The 18,733-nt window shown below is 71.4% G+C and carries 16 protein-coding genes; 13 read left to right on the forward strand and 3 right to left on the reverse strand.

All coding sequences use genetic code 11. The features are described from left to right. Positions 1 to 46: 46 nt before the first annotated feature. Together AB0H87_RS02680 and AB0H87_RS02685 are read right to left on the reverse strand one after the other, a co-directional pair. A complete protein-coding gene (locus AB0H87_RS02680; RefSeq protein ID WP_360138445.1) occupies positions 47 to 1,057 on the reverse strand; it encodes a LacI family DNA-binding transcriptional regulator in 1,011 nt (336 codons plus the stop codon). A gap of 77 nt (positions 1,058 to 1,134) precedes the next feature. Then, a complete protein-coding gene (locus AB0H87_RS02685; RefSeq protein WP_360138448.1) occupies positions 1,135 to 1,722 on the reverse strand; it encodes a TetR/AcrR family transcriptional regulator in 588 nt (195 codons plus the stop codon). 103 nt (positions 1,723 to 1,825) lie between these two features. Between AB0H87_RS02685 and AB0H87_RS02690 the strand changes: the two genes are divergently transcribed. The 8 genes from AB0H87_RS02690 to AB0H87_RS02725 all read left to right on the forward strand — a co-directional run bounded on the left by AB0H87_RS02690 (position 1,826) and on the right by AB0H87_RS02725 (position 11,148). Continuing rightward, positions 1,826 to 2,809: a hypothetical protein gene (locus AB0H87_RS02690; RefSeq protein WP_360138451.1), complete on the forward strand. Its 984-nt coding sequence runs from the start codon at positions 1,826 to 1,828 to the stop codon at positions 2,807 to 2,809. Positions 2,810 to 3,049: 240 nt separating this feature from the next. Further along, a complete protein-coding gene (locus AB0H87_RS02695; RefSeq protein WP_360138491.1) occupies positions 3,050 to 4,126 on the forward strand; it encodes a BMP family ABC transporter substrate-binding protein in 1,077 nt (358 codons plus the stop codon). Positions 4,127 to 4,275: 149 nt separating this feature from the next. After that, positions 4,276 to 5,772 (forward strand): ABC transporter ATP-binding protein, encoded by a 1,497-nt coding sequence (locus AB0H87_RS02700; protein WP_360138454.1) that lies wholly within the window; start codon positions 4,276 to 4,278, stop codon positions 5,770 to 5,772. Further along, on the forward strand, positions 5,765 to 7,057 hold the full coding sequence (locus AB0H87_RS02705; protein WP_360138457.1) for an ABC transporter permease: 1,293 nt from the start codon (positions 5,765 to 5,767) through the stop codon (positions 7,055 to 7,057). The genes AB0H87_RS02700 and AB0H87_RS02705 overlap by 8 nt, the downstream gene beginning before the upstream one ends. Before the next feature lie 4 nt (positions 7,058 to 7,061). Continuing rightward, positions 7,062 to 8,342 (forward strand): ABC transporter permease, encoded by a 1,281-nt coding sequence (locus AB0H87_RS02710; protein ID WP_360138460.1) that lies wholly within the window; start codon positions 7,062 to 7,064, stop codon positions 8,340 to 8,342. Between the two features lie 9 nt (positions 8,343 to 8,351). After that, the gene (locus AB0H87_RS02715; protein WP_360138463.1) at positions 8,352 to 9,044 is read left to right on the forward strand and encodes a cytidine deaminase; all 693 of its coding nucleotides are present in this window, start codon (positions 8,352 to 8,354) and stop codon (positions 9,042 to 9,044) included. A gap of 73 nt (positions 9,045 to 9,117) precedes the next feature. Further along, positions 9,118 to 10,395, forward strand: a complete 1,278-nt coding sequence (locus AB0H87_RS02720; RefSeq protein ID WP_360138466.1) for a thymidine phosphorylase — start codon at positions 9,118 to 9,120, stop codon at positions 10,393 to 10,395. Positions 10,396 to 10,467: 72 nt separating this feature from the next. Then, the gene (locus AB0H87_RS02725) at positions 10,468 to 11,148 is read left to right on the forward strand and encodes a DUF4272 domain-containing protein (RefSeq protein ID WP_360138469.1); all 681 of its coding nucleotides are present in this window, start codon (positions 10,468 to 10,470) and stop codon (positions 11,146 to 11,148) included. Here the strand turns inward: AB0H87_RS02725 and AB0H87_RS02730 are convergent. Beyond that, a complete protein-coding gene (locus AB0H87_RS02730; protein ID WP_360138472.1) occupies positions 11,141 to 11,953 on the reverse strand; it encodes a putative RNA methyltransferase in 813 nt (270 codons plus the stop codon). The two genes, AB0H87_RS02725 and AB0H87_RS02730, sit on opposite strands and share 8 nt — an antisense overlap. A 26-nt stretch (positions 11,954 to 11,979) precedes the next feature. Here AB0H87_RS02730 and AB0H87_RS02735 point away from each other — a divergent pair, with 26 nt between their 5' ends. From AB0H87_RS02735 to AB0H87_RS02755, 5 genes are all read left to right on the forward strand, one after another. Then, complete coding sequence (locus AB0H87_RS02735; RefSeq protein WP_360138475.1) at positions 11,980 to 13,053, forward strand: adenosine deaminase; 1,074 nt, start codon at positions 11,980 to 11,982, stop codon at positions 13,051 to 13,053. 375 nt (positions 13,054 to 13,428) lie between these two features. Then, a complete protein-coding gene (locus AB0H87_RS02740; protein ID WP_360138478.1) occupies positions 13,429 to 17,223 on the forward strand; it encodes a nitrate- and nitrite sensing domain-containing protein in 3,795 nt (1,264 codons plus the stop codon). Further along, complete coding sequence (locus AB0H87_RS02745) at positions 17,220 to 17,624, forward strand: roadblock/LC7 domain-containing protein (protein ID WP_203701263.1); 405 nt, start codon at positions 17,220 to 17,222, stop codon at positions 17,622 to 17,624. The genes AB0H87_RS02740 and AB0H87_RS02745 overlap by 4 nt, the downstream gene beginning before the upstream one ends. 94 nt (positions 17,625 to 17,718) lie before the next feature. Then, entirely contained in the window at positions 17,719 to 18,096 is a 378-nt protein-coding gene (locus AB0H87_RS02750; protein ID WP_203701264.1) for a DUF742 domain-containing protein, read from the forward strand. Then, positions 18,077 to 18,700 carry an ATP/GTP-binding protein gene (locus AB0H87_RS02755; RefSeq protein WP_360138483.1) on the forward strand — a complete coding sequence of 208 codons (624 nt, stop codon included), beginning with the start codon at positions 18,077 to 18,079 and terminating at the stop codon, positions 18,698 to 18,700. Before AB0H87_RS02750 ends, AB0H87_RS02755 begins: the two co-directional genes overlap by 20 nt. Positions 18,701 to 18,733 lie beyond the last annotated feature (33 nt).

Below are 18,733 nucleotides of genomic sequence, written 5' to 3' on the forward strand. Positions count from 1 at the left end.
TGCAAGGACCCGTCAGACCTTGCGCAAGCTTCGCAACGGGACGGTTTCAGTGCGTGTTGGCGATCGCCGTCGACGATCGGACGACGAGTTCCGGACGGAACAGGTACTCCGAATGGGGTGCGGGATGCCCCTCGATCTCGTCGACCAGCGCGCGCACCGCGGCCACCGCCATCGCCTCGACCGGCTGGCGGACGGTGGTCAGTGGCGGGTCGGTGAACGCCATCAGCGGCGAACCGTCGTAGCCGACCACCGAGACGTCGGCCGGCACGCGCATCCCGCGGCGGCGGGCGGACCGGATCGCGCCCAGCGCCATCAGGTCCGAGCCGCAGACGATTCCGGTCACCCCGGCGTCCAGCAGTCGGTGGGTGGCCGCCTCGCCACCTTCGACGCCGAACAGCGACAGCGAGATCAGTTCGTCGTCGTCGACACCCAGCGTGGTCCGCATGGCGGCGCGGAAGCCGGCGATCCGGCGGCGCACCGGCAGGAAGCGGTCCGGCCCGTTGATCAGGCCGATCCGGCGGTGGCCGAGGGTCGTGAGATACGCCACGGCGATCTCCGCGGCGGCCTGCTCGTCGGGCGAGACAAACGGCGCGGGCAGCCCGTCGACATAGCCGTTGACCAGCACGATCGGCAGCTCACGGTGGACCAGCCGGCGGTAGCGCTCGTGATCGCCGGTGGCGTCGGCGTGCAAGCCGGAGACGAACACGATGCCGCTCACCTGGCGGTCGAGCAGGATCTCGACGTACTCGTCCTCGGTCACGCCGCCCGGCGTCTGCGTGCACAGCACCGGCGTGTAGCCGCGCTGGGCGAGCGCCGACTCGATGGTCTGCGCGAACTCCGGGAAGATCGGGTTGCCCAGCTCCGGCACGACCAGCCCGACCAGCCCGGCGCTGCGCCTACGCAGCCGGCTGGGGCGCTCGAGGCCGAGCGCGTCGAGGGCCGCGAGGACCGTTTCGCGGGTGTCGGGGGAGACGCCCGGCTTGTCGTTGAGCACCCGGGAGACGGTCGCCTCGCTGACCCGCGCCCGGAGCGCGATGTCGGACAGGCGGGCACGCATGGCTGCACGATATCCGCTGGTCTTTCGCGTCTTTCGCAAGCCCTTGCCGTCTAGCAACAAACTCGAAACAAGCTCGCTTACGGTACGAGCGTGCGTAAGCCCGCGCTGTAGGTCTTGGCGTCGGGGCCGGCGGAGAGCATGCGTTGCAGCGCGTAGCCGGGAACCATGCCGAACAGCACCGCGCCGATCGCCTCGACGTCGGCGTCCGCCGGGAGTTGGCCGGCGTCGCGGGCGCGGGTGGCGAGTTGCACGAAGTGGCCCCGCATCCGGCTGTAGGCGTTGCTGACGAACTCCGCCAGCGCCGGGTCGCGCATGGCCTCGGCCCAGACCTGCAGCGCGATCCGCAGCAGGCCGTCGGGGCCGGTCTCGCGGTCGACGAACGTGACCGCCCGCTCGACGGCCTCGGTGGGCGACAGCGGCGGCTCGTGCCGGGCCAGCTCCTCGAACATCGCGGAGGCGTCGCCGATCACGGACTCCGCGATGGCGGTGATCAGCTCGTTCTTGCTCTTGAAGTAGCGGTAGACCGCGCCGACCGAGAGCCCCGCCTCGGCGATCACGTCCTGCATCGACGTGTTGTGGAAGCCGTCGCGCATGAAGCACCGCTTGGCGGCGTCGAGGATCTGCTGGCGGCGGGCGGCGAGGTGGGCTTCCGAGACGCGTGGCATGGCACACATAGTAAAACGAACGCTCGTTCTTGACCACGGACAGCCATCGATGGGATGCTCGGGTCAACAAAGAAGAACGAGCATTCGTTTTAAGGAGATGGTCATGCCTCGCCAGGGTCGCCCGCCGCTCCTGATCGCCGTCCTGATCGGGGTCGGCATCGTGGTCGTGCAGGCTCTGCTCGTCCCGCTCTTCGCGGCACCCGCCGCCAACCTCGGCCCGCGCGACCTGCCGGTCGTCGTCGCGGGTCCGGCGCCCGCCGCTGACGCACTGGCCGCCCAGCTCGCACAGCGCGAGCCGGGCGCGTTCGAGATCACCCGCGCGCCCGACGCGGCCGCCGCGGACGCGATCCTCCGCGACAACCAGGCCTACGCCGCGTTCGTGATGGGTCCGGCCGGCCCGGCCGTGCACACCGCCAGCGGCGCGAGCCCGACCGTGGCGCAGCTCGTCGGCCAGGCCGCGACCGGGATGAACGCCCAGGTCACCGACGTCGTGCCCGGATCGCCCGACGACCCGCGCGGTGCCGGCTTCGCGTCCGGGTTCCTGCCGCTCGCCCTCACCGCGTTGGCCGCCGGTGCCGCGCTCGCCCTGCTGGTCCGCGCCCGCTGGGCCCGGTTCACCGGCGTGCTGACCTTCGGCGTGCTCGCCGGCCTCGTCGGTCCGCTGGTGCTGCAGGAGTGGCTCGGCGTGCTGACCGGCGACTACCTGCTCAACGCCGCCGCGATCGGGTTGTTCGCGACCGCGGTCGCCGGCATCGTGGCCGGCCTCGGTGCGGCCGTCGGCCGGCCCGGCATCGCGCTCGCCGTGCTGCTCGTGTTCCTGGTCGGCAACCCGCTTTCCGCGGTCAGCGCGGCGCCCGAGCTGCTGCCGCAGCCGTGGGGCGCGATCGGCCAGTTCCTGCCGATCGGTGCGGGCGGCTCGCTGCTGCGGTCGACCGCGTTCTTCGACGGCGCGGGCGCTGCCGCGCCGGCCTGGGTGCTGGGGGCGTACGCCCTCGTCGGTCTGCTCCTCGCCCTCGCCGGCGGTGTCCGAACCCGGACAGTCGCCGCGGAGTCGGCCGACGCCGAGCACGTGGCGGTCGCGGCCTGAGCGACATCGGTTAACAAGGGTCCCTTCCCATGCGGAAAGCGTTGGGAAGGGGCCCTTCCTTACTCGCCGGGCGATTTCGCGCAGGCCCAAGTCACGCCTGCGTAACGGGCATCCAACAGTCGAGTCTGGATTTTCGTTCCGCGCGTTTGCTGGGCGTACAGTCCTGCGCAACGTGAACTCACCGCGCATCCCTTGCGGTGTGTAATGGGAAGGGAGACCGTCTTGCGCTCTGTGCGTGGGATGCGGATCGTCGCGATACTCGCGGTGGGTGGCCTCGCAGCGGGCCTTGCCGCGTGTGGTGACGCTCCGGAAAGCAGCAGCGGGACCGGCGACAGCAGCGCCGCACCCGCCGCGGGCACCTATAAGGCGTGCATGGTCACCGATATCGGCGGCATCGACGACCGGTCGTTCAACGCGTCGGCGTGGAAGGGTCTCCAGGAGGCCAAGGCCGCCAGCACCAAGCTGGCCGAGCCCAAGAACGTGTCGTCCAAGGCTGAGGCCGACTACGTCCCGAATCTGACGCAGTTCGCACAGCAGGACTGCAACTTCACGCTGGCCGTCGGTGGCCTGATGGGCGACGCCACGAAGCAGGTCGCCGCGGCCAACGCCGACAAGCAGTTCGCCATCGTCGACGCCGCGATCCCGGGTGCGACCAACGTCTACCCGATGCAGTTCGACACCGCGCAGGCCGCGTTCCTCGCCGGCTACCTCTCGGCGGGTTACTCGAAGAGCAAAAAGGTCGCGACGTACGGCGGCCTGAAGATTCCCCCGGTCACGATCTTCATGGACGGGTTCGCCGACGGCGTCGCCTACTGGAACCAGCAGAAGAACGACAAGGTCCAGGTGCTCGGCTGGGACAAGGCCGCGCAGAACGGCTCGTTCGCCGAGAGCTTCACCGACCAGACCAAGGGCAAGGCCCTCTCGGACGGTTTCGTCGCCCAGGGCGCTGACGTGATCATGCCGGTCGCCGGCGGCACGGGCCTCGGCACCGCGGCCAACGCGGCCAGCAAGTACGCGGTCGTCTGGGTGGACGTCGACGGTTGCGAGAGCGCGGAGCAGTACTGCTCCTCGTTCCTGACCACCGTCGTCAAGAACATCCCGGAAGCGGTCAAGGAGGCGGCCGTCAAGGGCGCCGACTCGACCGGCATGCTGACCGGCTCGTACCTCGGCACGCTGGAGAACGAGGGCGTCTCGATCGCGCCGTACCACGAGTTCGACAGCAAGGTCAGCGCCGAGCTGAAGGGCGAGGTCGACAAGCTGAAGGCCGACATCATCGCGGGCACCGTGAAGGTGACCTCCCCGGCCCAGCCCAAGTGATCTGAAGATCCCGGCCGAACAGCCGGTCCCACTTTGGTGGGACCGGCTGTTCCCCGGCCGGGGCCGATCGTGAAGAATTTCCGCACCGTCTGAAGGAGGTCACGCTGAGACTCGAACTGCGCGGCATCACCAAGCGCTTCGGCGACCTCGTGGCCAACGACGACATCAGCCTGACCGTCGAGCCCGGCGAGATCCATGCCCTGCTCGGCGAGAACGGCGCCGGCAAGTCGACGCTGATGAACGTCCTCTACGGGCTGCTTCAGCCCGACGAGGGCGAGATCCTCGTCGACGACAAGCCGGTGCAGATCCGCGGTCCGCGCGACGCGATCGCGGCCGGCATCGGCATGGTGCACCAGCATTTCATGCTCGTGCCGGTGTTCACCGTCGCCGAGAACGTGATGCTCGGCGCCGAGCAGACCAGCGGCGGCCCGATCGGCTTCCTCGACCGGCGGCGCGCGCGCAAGCTGGTCCGCGAGGTGTCCGACCGCTACCGCCTCGCCGTCGACCCGGACCGCACCGTCGAGGACCTCGCGGTCGGCGTGCAGCAGCGCGTCGAGATCGTCAAGGCGCTGACCCGCGAGGTCGACCTGCTGATCCTCGACGAGCCGACCGCCGTGCTGACCCCGCAGGAGACCGAGGACCTCCTCGAGATCATGCGGACGCTCAAGGCGGCCGGCAAGTCCATCGTCTTCATCACGCACAAGCTCAAAGAGGTCCAGGCGATCGCCGACCGGATCACCGTGATCCGCCGCGGCCGCACCGTCGGCACCGCACCGCCCGACACCAGCGAGGAGGAACTGGCCTCGCTGATGGTCGGCCGCTCCGTGCTCCTGCGGGTCGACAAGGGCGCCGCCGAGCCCGGCGCGCCCGTGCTCGAGGTCGCGGGCCTCGCCGTCAACGACGACCGCGGCCACCGCGCGGTCGACGGCGTCGACCTGACCGTCCGGGCGGGCGAGGTGCTCGGCATCGCGGGCGTCCAGGGCAACGGCCAGACCGAGCTGATCGAGGCGATCATGGGCCTGCGCCCGCTGGTCGCCGGTGACGCGACCCTCGGCGGTCGCCCGATGCAGGGCCTGTCGACACGCGAGATCCTCCGCGCCGGCGTCGGCTACGTCCCCGAGGACCGCAGCGTCGACGGCCTGGTCAAGGACTTCACCGTCGCCGAGAACCTGGTGCTCGACATCTACAACACGGAGCCGTACGGCACCCGCTGGGTGGTCCGCCCCGAGGCGATCGCCGACTCGGCCCGCGCCCGGATCGAGCAGTTCGACGTCCGCACCGACGCCGCCGGCCAGGCGGCCGTCGGCACGCTCTCCGGCGGCAACCAGCAGAAGGTGATCGTCGCCCGGGAGTTCTCGCGGCCGCTCAAGCTCTTCATCGCCGCCCAGCCGACCCGCGGCGTCGACGTCGGGTCGATCGAGTTCATCCACCGGCAGATCGTCCACGAGCGCGGCGAGGGCACGGCCGTGCTGCTGGTCTCCAGCGAGCTCGACGAGGTGCTCGCGCTCGCCGACCGGGTCGCCGTGATGTACCGGGGCCGGGTGATCGCCGAGGTGTCGCCGGACACCCCGCGCGAGGAGATCGGTCTGCTGATGGCGGGCGTCACCACGGACGGCACCGCGAAGGACGGCACTCACGATGACTGAGCAGACGACGGCGACCGCGGAGGACCTCGCCGCGGCCGGTGCCGACCAGCTGCCGCCGCCGAAGACGTTCGCCGGGCGCTACCTCGCCACGCTCTGGACCGCGAACACGTTCACCGTGACGGTGCTGGCGGTGCTGCTCGCGCTGGTCATCGGCGGCATCCTGATCGCGATCTCCGACGAGGCCGTGCGCGCCACGTTCTCCTACTTCTTCAGCCGGCCGTCCGACTTCTTCAGCCTGTCGTGGGACAAGGTCAGCGACGCGTACGCCCAGTTGTTCAAGGGTTCGATCGTCGACCCGGCCGCGGTGCAGGCGGCGGTCAACGGCACCGGACCGTGGGAGCGGGTGTTCTTCCCGATCTCGGAGACGCTGACCTACGCGGCACCGCTGGCGCTGACCGGTCTGGCCTTCGCGGTCGCGTTCCGCGGCGGTCTGTTCAACATCGGCGTGCAGGGCCAGGCGATCATGGGCGCGGTCGGCGCCGCCATCGCCGGCTTCCTGCTGCCGCTGCCGGTCGGCATCCACCTGGTCGTGGCGCTGGTCTTCGGCGCGGCGTTCGGCGGCATGTACGGCTTCGTCCCCGGCTTCCTCAAGGCCCGCACCGGCGCGCACGAGGTCATCACGACCATCATGCTCAACTACGTCGCGCTGTTCTTCCTGGGCTGGCTGATCGTCCAGAAGGGCATCCAGGACCCGGCGCGCAGCGACGCGATCAGCAAGCCCGTCGACGACTCCGCGCAGCTCACGCACCTGCTCGGCTTCCTCGGCCCGAGCCTGCGGGTCAACCTCGGCATCGTGGTCGCGATCCTGGTCGTCGCCGCGATCGCCTGGATGCTGCGCCGCTCGACGTTCGGCTTCGAGCTGCGCGCGGTCGGCCTCAACCCCGAGGCGTCGCGCACCGCCGGCATCGGTGTCGGGTCGACCTACGTGCTCGTGATGACCGTCGCGGGCGCGCTGGCCGGGCTCGGCGGCGCGACCATCGTGATGGGCACCGCGGTGAGCCTGACCGGCGCCGTGATCGGCAGCGTCGGCTTCGACGGCCTGCTGGTCGGCCTGCTCGGCCGCGCCAAGCCGTGGGGCGTGCTGTTCGCGGCGCTGCTGTTCGGCGCGCTGCAGGCCGGCGGCAACCGCATGCAGTCGTTCTCCGGGATCTCGCTCGAGCTCGTCGGCGTGATCCAGGCGCTGATAGTGATCTTCGTCGCCGCGCCCGCGCTGGTGAAGACCGTGTTCCGGCTCCGGCCGGCCAAGGTCAGCGGGCTCGGGACCGGCATGTCCAAGGGATGGTGAGACCGTGACCGCCAGCACCGTCGAGGCGGCCCAGGCGGTCGTCGAGCCGGTCCGCTACTGGACCCGGCAGCGCAAGGTCGGCGTCGGCCTCGCGGCCGTCGGCATCGTCGCCGCGCTGCTCTTCGGCGCGCTCGCCACCGGACGCAAGGCCGAGTTCACGCTGGCCGAGACGATCAGCGGCAGCGCGGTCGGGATCAACGGCACGGTCGGCGCGATCGTGTTCGGCGCGATCGCCGCGCTGGCCGGCGCCGCGATGCTGGTCACCGCCCGGCGCTGGTTCGGCTGGCTGCTCGGCCTCGGCATCGTCGCCGCGCTGATCTCGTTCCTCTGCTGGCAGCTCTCCCAGGCGCCGGACAACCTCAACACGATCCCGCTCGGCAGCGTCGCCCGCAGTTCCGTGACGCTGGCCCTGCCGCTGATCCTCGGCGCGCTGGCCGGTGTGCTCTGCGAGCGGTCGGCCGTGATCAACGTGGCCATCGAGGGCCAGTTCCTGATGGGCGCGTTCGCCGCGGCGATGTTCGCGACGCTGGCCGGCAGCGTGTGGGTCGGCATCCTGGCCGCCGGCGTGGGCGGCCTGATCATCGGGCTGCTGCTGGCGGTGCTGGCGATCCGCTTCCTGGTCGACCAGGTGGTGCTCGGCGTCGTGCTCAACGTGTTCGCGCTGGGCCTGACCGGCTTCCTCTACGAGCAGCTCATGGCCAAGGACCAGTCGAAGTACAACCAGCCGACGTTCGTGCCGGAGTGGGACATCCCGGGGCTCTCGAAGATCCCGCTGATCGGCCCGGCGCTGTTCAAGGGCAACATCTTCCTGTACGGCGCGATCGTGCTGGTGATCCTGATCCACGTCGGGCTGTTCTACACCCGGTGGGGCCTGCGTACCCGGGCCGTCGGCGAGCACCCGGCGGCGGCCGACACGCTGGGCGTGAAGGTGCTGGCCCTGCGCTACCGCAACGTCCTGGTCGGCGGCCTGGTGGCCGGCTTCGGCGGCGCCTACTTCACGCTGCTGTCGACGACCAACTTCAACAAGAACATGACGTCCGGCCTCGGCTTCGTGGCCCTAGCCGCGCTGATCTTCGGCCGGTGGAGTCCGATCGGCGCGACGCTGGCGGCACTGTTCTTCGGCTTCTGCAGCGCGCTGGCGTTCAGCCTCGGCTCGATCAACAGCCCGATTCCCAGCCAGTTCCTCAACATGCTGCCGTACATCGCCACGATCGTCGCGGTGGCCGGGCTGGTCGGCCGGGTGCGCGCGCCCGCCGCGGACGGAACGCCCTATATCAAGGGTTAGGGTCTGCTCATGGAGATCGACTGGGTGGCGCTGCGGGCGGCCGCCGTCGAGGTGATGGGTAACGCGTACGCGCCGTACTCGGACTTTCCGGTCGGTGCCGCGGGGCTCGTCGACGACGGGCGGATCGTGGCCGGCTGCAACGTGGAGAACGCGTCGTACGGCGTGACGCTGTGCGCCGAGTGCGGCATGGTCTCGGCCCTGCACGCCTCGGGCGGCGGCCGGCTGGTCGCGGTCTCCTGCGTCGACGGCGCCGGAGCGCCTCTGATGCCCTGTGGCCGGTGCCGACAGCTGCTCTTCGAACACGGCGGCCCGGAGTGCCTCGTCGAGGCGGTGCCCGAGCCGCTGCGCGTCGGCGACCTGCTGCCGCACGCGTTCGGCCCGGCCGACCTCGACCGCCCGCGCGCCACGATCCCCGAGGTGCCGGAGCGGCTGGCCCGCTGGCGCGGCCGTGGCACGGTCTTCGTGCACACCGACAGCGCCGGTGGCGAACTGGTCTGGACCGGCTACTGGGAGCGGTCGGCCGGCGAGGGTGAGGAGACCGGCATCCTCGAGGAGGCGCCGACCTGGCACGAGCCGCGCGAGGGCATCGAGTGGGCGCGGGCCCGGACGGCCCGGATCGTGATCGTCGACGAGGCCGGCGACACCTGGTGGGCGGGCGAGGGCGAGCCGCCCGCCGAGATCGGGAAGCGGTGGGAGGCGTGAGGGAGCGCAGCGGGCGAACCAGTTGGCTCAGCACGCCCGGCGAACGCGCGACCACGCGAAGCGTGGTCGAGCGATGAGCTTCGCCGCGGTCGATGTCATCCGGACGAAGCGCGACGGTGGGGTGCTCTCCGACGCCGCCATCGACTGGGTGGTCGACGCCTACACCAAGGGCCTGGTCGCCGACGAGCAGATGTCCGCGCTGGCGATGGCAATCCTGCTGCGCGGCATGACGCCGGCCGAGATCGCCCGCTGGACCGCCGCGATGATCGCGAGCGGTGAGCGGCTCGACCTCTCCGCGGTGGACCGGCCGACGGCCGACAAGCACAGCACCGGCGGTGTCGGCGACAAGATCACGCTGCCGCTGACCCCGCTCGTCGCCGCGTGCGGCGTCGCGGTGCCGCAGCTCTCCGGACGCGGCCTCGGCCACACCGGCGGGACGCTCGACAAGCTCGAGTCCATCCCGGGCTGGCGGGCCCGGCTCGACAACGCCGAGTTCATCGCCCAGTTGCGGGACGTCGGCGCGGTCATCTGCGCCGCGGGCGAGGGGCTGGCACCGGCGGACCGCAAGCTGTACGCGCTGCGCGACGTCACGGGCACCGTCGAGGCGATCCCGCTGATCGCGAGCTCGATCATGAGCAAGAAGATCGCCGAGGGGACCGGCGCGCTGGTGCTCGACGTCAAGGTCGGCTCGGGCGCGTTCATGAAATCCCTCGACGACGCCCGCGAGCTGGCCCGGACCATGGTCGACCTGGGCAAGGCCCATGGAGTGAAGACCGTCGCCCTGCTCACCGACATGTCCACGCCGCTCGGCCTGACGATCGGCAACGCCGTCGAGGTCGAGGAGTCGCTGGCGGTGCTCGCGGGCGGTGGCCCGCCCGACGTGGTCGAGCTGACGCTCGCGCTGGCGCGCGAGATGCTCGCCGCGGCCGGCAGGCCCGACGCGGATCCGGCCGCGGCGCTCGCCGACGGCCGCGCGATGGACTCCTGGCGGGCGATGATCCGCGCGCAGGGCGGTGACCCCAACGCGGCCCTGCCGACCGCTCGCGAGACACACACGGTCACCGCCGAGACCGACGGGTTCGTCGCCGCGGTGGACGCGTACGCGATCGGTGTCGCCGCCTGGCGGCTCGGTGCGGGCCGCGCGCGCAAGGAGGACCCGGTCTCGGCCGCGGCCGGCGTCGTGCTGCACCGGCGGCCCGGCGACCCGGTGCGGGCCGGCGAGCCCCTCTACGAGTTGCGCGCCGACGACCCGGCCCGGTTCGCCGCGGCCATCGAGGCGGCCGCCGGCGCGGTGTCCGTGCGCAGTTCACCGCAGGCCACGGCGCCACTGGTCATCGATCGGCTCGCCTGACATTCCGCTGGGCGCCCGGAACGGCTATCCTCGCTGGCCAGGGGGATCACCGACGCCAGAGGAACGAACGCCGTGTCCGTGTCTGCTCCCGACCCGCGGCCCATCCGCGCCGCGAGCGTCGATGAGCTGCGCCGACTCCGGCTGCCGACGCCGCCGACCGGGTTTCCGCTCGTGTGGGAGCCAGGTGACGAAGTCGAGCTGCGCCCCACCGGCGACATCGAGGCGCGCACCGCGATCCTGCACCTCGTGCTGGCCCGCTGTTTCGGCATGCCGCCCCAGGCGGCGATGAGCTGGCTGCTCACCTCACACCTGGTCGAGCTGGTCACACCGCCGGAATGGCAGTTCGTGGTGGCCGAGCGGGGCGACCGCCGGTCCTTCGTCCTGCACCACGACGCCATCTTCGCGCTCGCCTGGCTGCTCGGGATGAGCAAGCACCTCGACCCGACGGCGCCGACCGACGAGCGGTTGATGGATGCGTTGCCGCACCTGCCGGAAGGCGAGACATTCCGGGCGTGGCGGTCCCGGATCCTGGCCGCGCCGCGGGACGCCGCCGAGGCCGCCGCGATGCTCGACTTCTACTACTGCCTCGACTGGAGCTACCTCGAGGCGGAGCGGCGGGGCATGAACCTGCCGGGCGTCATCGACGCCAACGCGATCGGGCAGCGCCGCTGGGCGCTGGAGTGGGCGGTGGTGTTCCGCGGGCCCTACCACGAGCCGCCCGGCGGCTGGGAAGAAGTCGACCTCTCTACCTAGGCCGGAACTCGTCCAGGCGCACCGCGGCGGTCACGTCCAGCGGGGTCGGCAGGTCGATCGTGCCCGGGGCGCGGTGCCAGGCGCTCGGGCCCATGCCGACCACGGTGGCGACCTCCGCCCGATCCAGTCGCATGGTCCACCGCAGCGACCGCCGGCTGGTCAGGGCGAAGTGCGGTTCGAGGCCGGCGGCGAGGCGCTCCTCCTTGGCCGGGTCGACGGAGAGCAGGTCCAGCCCCGCCACCAGTTCGGCCAGGTGGTCCGGCTCCGGCGTCACGACCAGCAGCCGGCCGTCGGCGCGCAGCACGCGGTGGAACTCGGCGCCGTTGCGCGGCGCGAAGACGTCGAGCAGCACGGCCGTGTCGTGGTCGGCCAGCGGCAGCCGGCCCCATGCGTCCGCCCGCACCGCGCCGGCCCGGTCGTGCGCCCGCGCGGCCCGGCGCAGGGCCGGCTTCGACGCGTCCACGACGAGACCGCGCAGCTCGGGGTGCTGGTCGAGGACGACCGCCAGGTGCTGCCCGGTGCCCCCGCCGACGTCGACGGCCAGCCCGGTGGCGCCGGCCGCCGCCTCGGCCAGCGCCGTGGAGATGGCCGCGTAGTGGCCCGCCGCGAGGAACTCCGCCCGTGCGGCGACCATCTCCGCGGTGTCACCGGTGTGCGGCGAGCGGCCGGCGCTCAGGTCCGCGTACCCCTGCCTGGCGAGGTCGAAGCTGTGGCCCCGTGGGCAGCGCAGCGTGCGTGACTCGCCGGGTTCGAGTGTTTCGCGGCACACCGGACAACGCAGGTACGCCACAACGTCGCGGTTCATCCATCCTCAGCCACTAGGGTCTTTCCATGGTCGCAATCGGCATGGAAGAGATCGTCAAGGCGCCCAAGGCGCTGCTGCACGACCACCTCGACGGCGGCCTGCGACCGGCGACCATCGTCGAGCTCGCGGCCGATGTCGACCATGCCCTGCCCACCACCGACCCCGGCGAGCTCGGGCAGTGGTTCGTCGAGTCGGCCGACTCCGGCTCGCTCGAACGCTACCTGGAGACGTTCGACCACACCGTCGCGGTGATGCAGACCGCGGCCGCGTTGCACCGGGTCGCCGCCGAGTGCGCGCTCGACCTGGCCGCGGACGGCGTCGTCTACGCCGAGGTCCGGTTCGCGCCTGAACAGCACCTGGAGCGCGGGCTGACGCTCGACGCCGTGGTCGAGGCGGTGCTGCGTGGGTTCGCCGCGGGCACGACGGAGGCGGCGGCCAAGGGCCAGCAGATTCGGGTCGGCACGCTGCTGACCGCGATGCGGCACGCGGCGCGCTCGACGGAGATCGCCGAGCTGGCGGTCCGCTACCGGGACACCGGGGTGGTCGGCTTCGACATCGCCGGCGCCGAGGCGGGCTTCCCGCCCACCCGCCACCTCGACGCCTTTGAATACCTGCAGCGCGAGAACTTCCACTTCACCATCCACGCGGGCGAGGCGTTCGGGCTGCCGTCCATCTGGCAGGCGATCCAGTGGTGCGGCGCCGACCGCCTCGGGCACGGCGTGCGGCTCGTCGACGACATCACCCCCGGTGGGCAGCCGGTGCTCGGCCGGCTCGCCGCGTACGTGCGCGACAAGCGGATCCCGCTGGAGCTGTGCCCGTCGTCCAACGTGCAGACCGGCGCCGCGCCGTCGATCGAGCGGCACCCCATCGGGCTGCTGCGCGACCTGCGCTTCCGGGCCACCGTCAACACCGACAACCGGCTGATGAGCGGCACCTCGATGTCCCGCGAGATGGCGCTGCTCGTCGACGCGTTCGGTTACGGCTGGGCCGAGCTGCAGTGGTTCACCATCAACGCGATGAAGAGCGCCTTCATCCCCTTCGACGAACGGCTCACCATCATCAATGAGGTGATCAAGCCCGCGTACGCCAAATTGGCGTGATGGGCGTCTTCGTCAGGCGCACAATCCGGCGAATCGGAAGTCCAATCCAGACTTAACGGGCCATTTTCGCCGGCCGTTCGTACTAATCCATGGTGTGCTTCCCCTAAAAGGGCATTGCACCACCGGCGTAATCCCGCGCGCCCCACGGAAGAAGTACCGCACGACGGAGATCGATCCTCACCTAGGGTGACCTCAACCAAACGCCGTGCTGACAAACGGTCTGAACATCGCATCGGTACGGCGATGACGCACAGGGTGGGCTTTCTCTTTGGCAGGCCGACGTGATGGAATGCCGGGGGTCCGACCCGCCCGGGTCGGTCGATCGGCGGTGCCCGTGCGCAATTTCCTGACGGCGCCGAACCGGAGGGCGGTGACGTGAGCAAGCGGCCGAAGACGGCGAATTCCTTCATGTCGCGTCTCCGCCGGCCAGCCGGCCGGCTTCGTGATCTGCCGATCTGGTCGAAGCTCGGCCTCATCATGATCGTGCCGACCCTGGCGACGATCGTGGTTGGCACCAACGGCCTGATCGATCACATCGAGACGTCGGAGAACGCGGACCAGGCACGCGACCTCGCCGTGGTGGTGGAAGCGTCCGGGGATCTCGTCCAGAACCTGCAGAACGAGCGCGCCGCGGCGGCCCTGTTCCTGGGCGCCGAGAAGACGAACGACCAGGCAAAATACCGGGCGTCGTTCGACAGCGCCCAGCAGGCGGTCGACCGCGTGGTCAACAACTACGCGACGCAGCGGGCCTCCCTCAACGACCTGCCGCCGAACTTCGTCTCGACGCTCAACCAGATCGACGCGGGCCTGCAGGGCCTGCCGGGCGTGCGCAGCCAGGTGACGGGGCGCAAGTTCGCCTTCACCGACGCGGCCAACGCATACAACGCCCTCACCGACAACCTGCTCACGCTCCGCGACGGCGCCGCCCAGCTGGCCGCCGACACGACGCTGAGCGAGCGGATGCGCGCCGTCGCGGCCGTCGCCCGGCAGAAGGAGTTCCTCTCACAGGAGCGCCTCGTCGTGCTGCAGGCCTACAGCGCGAGCGAAACGATGAACCAGAACCTCAAGAAGGAGTTCATCGCCTCGCAGACCGGTCAGGTGCAGGCGAACGAGACGTTCATCGCGGTCGCCACCCTGCCCGAGCGCGAGCAGTACAACCAGACCGTCGCGGGTTCCGACCTGCGCTCGTCGACCTCCTACGCCGGCTGGATCACCGGCAGCATGCCGACCGACGGCAAGCTCGGGGGCGCCCCGTTCTCGCGCGACGCGTGGGACAGTGCGCTGCTCGGCCACAGCCGTTTGATCCGCAGCGTCGAGCGGCGCTTCGACAACACGGTCGTCGACACCGCCACCACGCTGCGCGACGACGTGCAGCGCCAGGTCCTCATCGAGACCGGCCTGCTGCTGGCCATGCTGCTGCTGGCCATCCTGTTCGCCTGGTTGGTCGCGCGGTCGATGGCCCGGTCGCTGCGTGAGCTGCGGCACGGCGCGCTCGCGGTCGCGCAGTACGGCCTGCCGCAAGCGGTGTCCCGGCTGCGTGACCCGGCGCTGTCGACGCAGATGTCGCCGGCCCAGCTGGCCAACCAGATCGCCGAGCCGCTGCCCGTCCGCAGCAAGGACGAGTTCGGCCAGGTGACCGAGGCGTTCAACGCGGTCCACCTGGAAGCCGTCCGCACCGCGGCCGAGCAGGCCGCCCTGCGGGCCTCCGTCGCGACGATGTTCGTCAACCTCGCCCGCCGTTCGCAGATCCTGGTCGACCGGCTGATCGGTCACCTCGACCGGCTGGAGCGCGGCGAGGAAGACCCGGACCGCCTGGCCGAGCTGTTCCAGCTCGACCACCTGGCCACCCGGATGCGCCGCAACGACGAAAACCTCCTGGTGCTCGCGGGCGCGGACTCGACCCGTATCCAGCGGGAGCCAGCCGCCCTGATCGACGTGCTGCGCGCCGCGCAGTCCGAGGTCGAGCATTACACCCGCATCGAGTTCGGCGTCATCGACCGGGACATCGAGGTCGCCGCGCACGCGGTCAACGACCTCGTGCACCTGGTCGCCGAGCTGTTCGACAACGCGACCGCGTTCTCGCCGCCCGACTCGCACGTCATGGTCGAGGCCCGCCGGGTGGGTGACCGCGCGGTGCTCTACGTCGAGGACCGCGGCATCGGCATCACCCCCGACCAGCTCCACGACCTCAACGAGCGGCTCGCCACGCCACCGATGGTCGACGTGGCCGTCTCCCGGATGATGGGCCTGGTCGTGGTCGCGCGGCTGGCCGCGCGGCACGGCGTCAAGGTCGAGCTGCGCCCGGCCGCCGACCGGGGCACGGTCGCCGACGTCGCGCTGCCCACCTCGGTCCTGGTGCCCCGGGCACTGGCCGGGCGCGGGCCGCAGGCCGGCACGGCCTTTGAGGTGCCGGTCCAGCAGCAGCAGCCGCAGGGCCAGGTCCCGCGGTCGCCGTTCGCCACGCCGCTGGCGTTGGAGAGCGGCCCCGTGGCCCGGTCCGACCGCGACCTCACCGGCGCCGGCGCGGGCGGCGGTTTCGCCGGTGCGTTCGGTGGCCGGCCGGGCGACGCGCCGTCCAACGGGTTCGGCAACGGCAACGGCAACGGCAGCCGCTCCGGCGGCGCGATGCCGGCCTGGTCCGACCTCACCGGCGCCGGCCCGCAGAGCGGTGGTGGCGGTGGTGGCCTCGGCGACGCGTTCGGCTCGCGCCGGCGCGACGAGACGCTGCCGCAGCGCCGCTCGACCGACGGCTGGGCGGTGGAGGGCGAGGTCACGGCCGGCCCGCAGTCGCCCGCCATCCCGCGCCAGACGCCGCGGGACGCCGGCGCGTCCCCGTTCTCGGCGCCCCCGGTCATCTCCGTGCCACCGGTCATCTCGGTGCCCCCGTCGACGCCCGGGCCCGCGGCCGCGCCGCGCCAGCCCGAGCCGTGGGAGCTGGGTGGCGGCCCCACGCTGCCGCCGAGCGCGCCGGCCGGCCCGCCGATCGCCATGCCCGACAGCCCGGTCGTTCCTGGCCGGTCCGGGGGCCTGCCGACGCGGGAACCGGAACAGCCGGAGAGCCAGCGCATTCCGCTGAGCCAGCCGCAGGCCGCCGTTCCGCCGCCGCCGGCCGCGCCCCCCGCCGCCGCACCGCCGCAGGCCAGCCCTGCGGCGCCGTACGGCAACGGGCGCTCCGGTGCACCGTTCGGCGGCGCACCGGCGGGTGGCCAGGCACCACCGGCGTGGCCGCCGGTCGCGGCCGAGCCGCAGCCGGTCGCGGAGCACGCCAGCGCCGGCTTCGACCTGACCGCCGAGCTGCCCCGGGTCGAGCGCCCGGCCGCGGCACCGGCGGCGCAGGCCCAGCCCGCCGTCCCGCCGATCATCCCGGCCACCAACAAGGCCCGGTTCGCCGACGAGACGATGGAGCTGCCGATCTTCCGCGAGCTGGAGTCGGCGTGGTTCCGCACGCGCCGGTCCGCCTCGGAGGAGACGTCGCTCACGCCGACCCCGAGCACCGCGGAAGCTGCTCCCGCAGCCACCACGGCGCCGTCGACCGCCGACGCCCGCGTGGGTGGTGGTGCCACCGCCGCACCGACGGAGCAGTTCGTCACCGTCGAGGCCAGCCAGCGGCTCACCAGCTCGCCGCAGTCACGGACGATGCCGGCCACGGGCAGCCCCATGGGCAGCCCGGTCGGTGGCGGCGCGCCCGGTGGCGGCGTGCCGGGTGGCGGTGCGCCGGGTGGCAGCGCTGCGGGCGGGGGCCTGCCGTCGCGGCCGGTCCCGGCGGGGCCCGCACAGCAATCGCGGCCGACCGGCTTGAACGGCGAGGGCAACGGAAACGGTGCCGCCCGCCGGCCAGAGCCGGAGTCCTGGGCGACGGCCGCGGACGACGGGTGGCGGGCAGCTTCCGCCATGTCGGAGATGCAAGTGAACGAAACCACGCAGGCCGGCCTGCCCAAGCGGGTTCCGATGGCGCAGCTCGTGCCGGGCGGGGTCGACAAGGCGGCTTCCTCGGTGCAGAAGCGCACGCCGGAAGCGGTCCGCGGGCTGCTCTCGGCCTACCACCGAGGTGTGCAGCGCGGTCGCACCCAGCCCAAGGACGAAACTTCGGATACGACTCCGGCCGGGCAGCCCTCCCAAGCTGGCCACGGTCCGGGTGCCGGGAGCGGTCAGAAGGAGCACGAACGATGACAACCACGCAAGATCTCGGCTGGCTGCTTGCCAACTTCGCCGACCGCGTGCCGGGTGTCGCGCACGCGATCGCGGTTTCGGCCGACGGTCTGCTCCTCGCTTCGTCGCGGGACCTGCCACGGGACCGGGCCGACCAGTTGGCCGCGATCTCGTCCGGTCTGGTCAGCCTGACCCAGGGTGCGGCACGCTGCTTCGAAGGCGGAGCGGTGCTGCAGAACGTCGTCGAGATGGACAACGGGTTCCTGTTCCTGATGTCGATCTCCGACGGCTCCTCGTTCGCGGTCCTGGCGGCCCGCAGCTGCGATGTCGGCCAGGTCGGCTACGAGATGGCGCTGCTGGTCGACCGGGTCGGTGAGGCGCTCACACCGGCGCCGCGCACCGCCGCGGGCATGCTGGGCTAGCTGTTCCGAGAACTGAGCACCACCACAACAACACACGCGACGGGTCCCGATCGGTCGGGCCGAGCGGAAACGGATGCGAAGGAGGTGAACGGCGATGACCGACAGAGACGAGCCAACCGGCGCGCTGGTGCGGCCGTACGCCGTCACCCGCGGACGCACCCGACCCCGACTCGAGATCGCCCTCGAGGCACTCGTCGAGACGACGGTCCGTGGCCGGACAGCCAACTCAACCAAGGGTGGGCACGGCCGCGAGCACCAATACATCGCCGCGTTGTGCGACGGCCGGTTGCAGTCGCTCGCGGAGATCGCGGCCCGGATGCAACTCCCGCTGGGTGTTGCCCGGGTCCTGATCGCCGACATGGCCGCCGACGGGCTCGTCGCGGTCTACGAACCGACCTCACTGGAAGACACGAACGATGCGGTGGGCACTGAACTGCTGGAGAGGGTGCTGAGTGGACTTCGCAGGCTCTGACGTGACGCACCGCCCGAGCGCTGGTCGTGTGACGTCGGCGAAGATTGTCATCGCCGGTGGCTTCGGCGTCGGCAAGACCACGCTGGTCGGGTCGGTGTCGGAGATCACGCCGCTGACCACCGAGGCCATCATGACCTCGGCCGGCGTCGGCGTCGATGACACCCGGCAGGTGCCGGGCAAGACGACCACGACCGTCGCGATGGACTTCGGCCGCATCACGATCGATCGTGACCTGATCCTCTACCTGTTCGGCACACCTGGCCAGACTCGGTTCTGGTTCATGTGGGACGAGCTGGTCCGAGGCGCGATCGGCGCGATCGTGCTCGTCGACACCCGTCGACTAGCCGACTGTTTCGCCGCGATCGACTTCTTCGAGCACCGCCGCCTGCCCTACCTGGTGGCGATCAACTGCTTCGACGGCGTGCAGTACCACGACCCGCAGGACGTTCGCGACGCCCTCGCGATCTCCAGCGACGTCCCGGTGGTGGCCTGCGACGCCCGCAACCGTGACTCAACCAAGCACGTGCTGATCAGCCTCGTCGAGTACGTGCTGAGCATGCGCCGCTCCCGCGCGGTCGATCGGTGCTCCCGCGTGTTACCCTAGACACAGCGAAAGGGGTTTCGAACCTATGGTTTT

The organism is Asanoa sp. NPDC050611, assembly GCF_040654855.1.
In the GTDB taxonomy this organism is placed as follows: Bacteria; Actinomycetota; Actinomycetes; order Mycobacteriales; family Micromonosporaceae; genus Asanoa.

Excerpts from the sequence above, each read along its gene's own strand:
- AB0H87_RS02680 (WP_360138445.1), bottom strand. The coding sequence starts at position 1,057 with ATGCGTGCCCGCCTGTCCGACATCGCGCTCCGGGCGCGGGTCAGCGAG.
- AB0H87_RS02685 (WP_360138448.1), bottom strand. The coding sequence starts at position 1,722 with ATGCCACGCGTCTCGGAAGCCCACCTCGCCGCCCGCCGCCAGCAGATC.
- AB0H87_RS02690 (WP_360138451.1), top strand. The coding sequence starts at position 1,826 with ATGCCTCGCCAGGGTCGCCCGCCGCTCCTGATCGCCGTCCTGATCGGG.
- AB0H87_RS02695 (WP_360138491.1), top strand. The coding sequence starts at position 3,050 with ATGCGGATCGTCGCGATACTCGCGGTGGGTGGCCTCGCAGCGGGCCTT.
- AB0H87_RS02705 (WP_360138457.1), top strand. The coding sequence starts at position 5,765 with ATGACTGAGCAGACGACGGCGACCGCGGAGGACCTCGCCGCGGCCGGT.
- AB0H87_RS02715 (WP_360138463.1), top strand. The coding sequence starts at position 8,352 with ATGGAGATCGACTGGGTGGCGCTGCGGGCGGCCGCCGTCGAGGTGATG.
- AB0H87_RS02720 (WP_360138466.1), top strand. The coding sequence starts at position 9,118 with ATGAGCTTCGCCGCGGTCGATGTCATCCGGACGAAGCGCGACGGTGGG.
- AB0H87_RS02730 (WP_360138472.1), bottom strand. The coding sequence starts at position 11,953 with ATGAACCGCGACGTTGTGGCGTACCTGCGTTGTCCGGTGTGCCGCGAA.
- AB0H87_RS02735 (WP_360138475.1), top strand. The coding sequence starts at position 11,980 with ATGGTCGCAATCGGCATGGAAGAGATCGTCAAGGCGCCCAAGGCGCTG.
- AB0H87_RS02745 (WP_203701263.1), top strand. The coding sequence starts at position 17,220 with ATGACAACCACGCAAGATCTCGGCTGGCTGCTTGCCAACTTCGCCGAC.
- AB0H87_RS02750 (WP_203701264.1), top strand. The coding sequence starts at position 17,719 with ATGACCGACAGAGACGAGCCAACCGGCGCGCTGGTGCGGCCGTACGCC.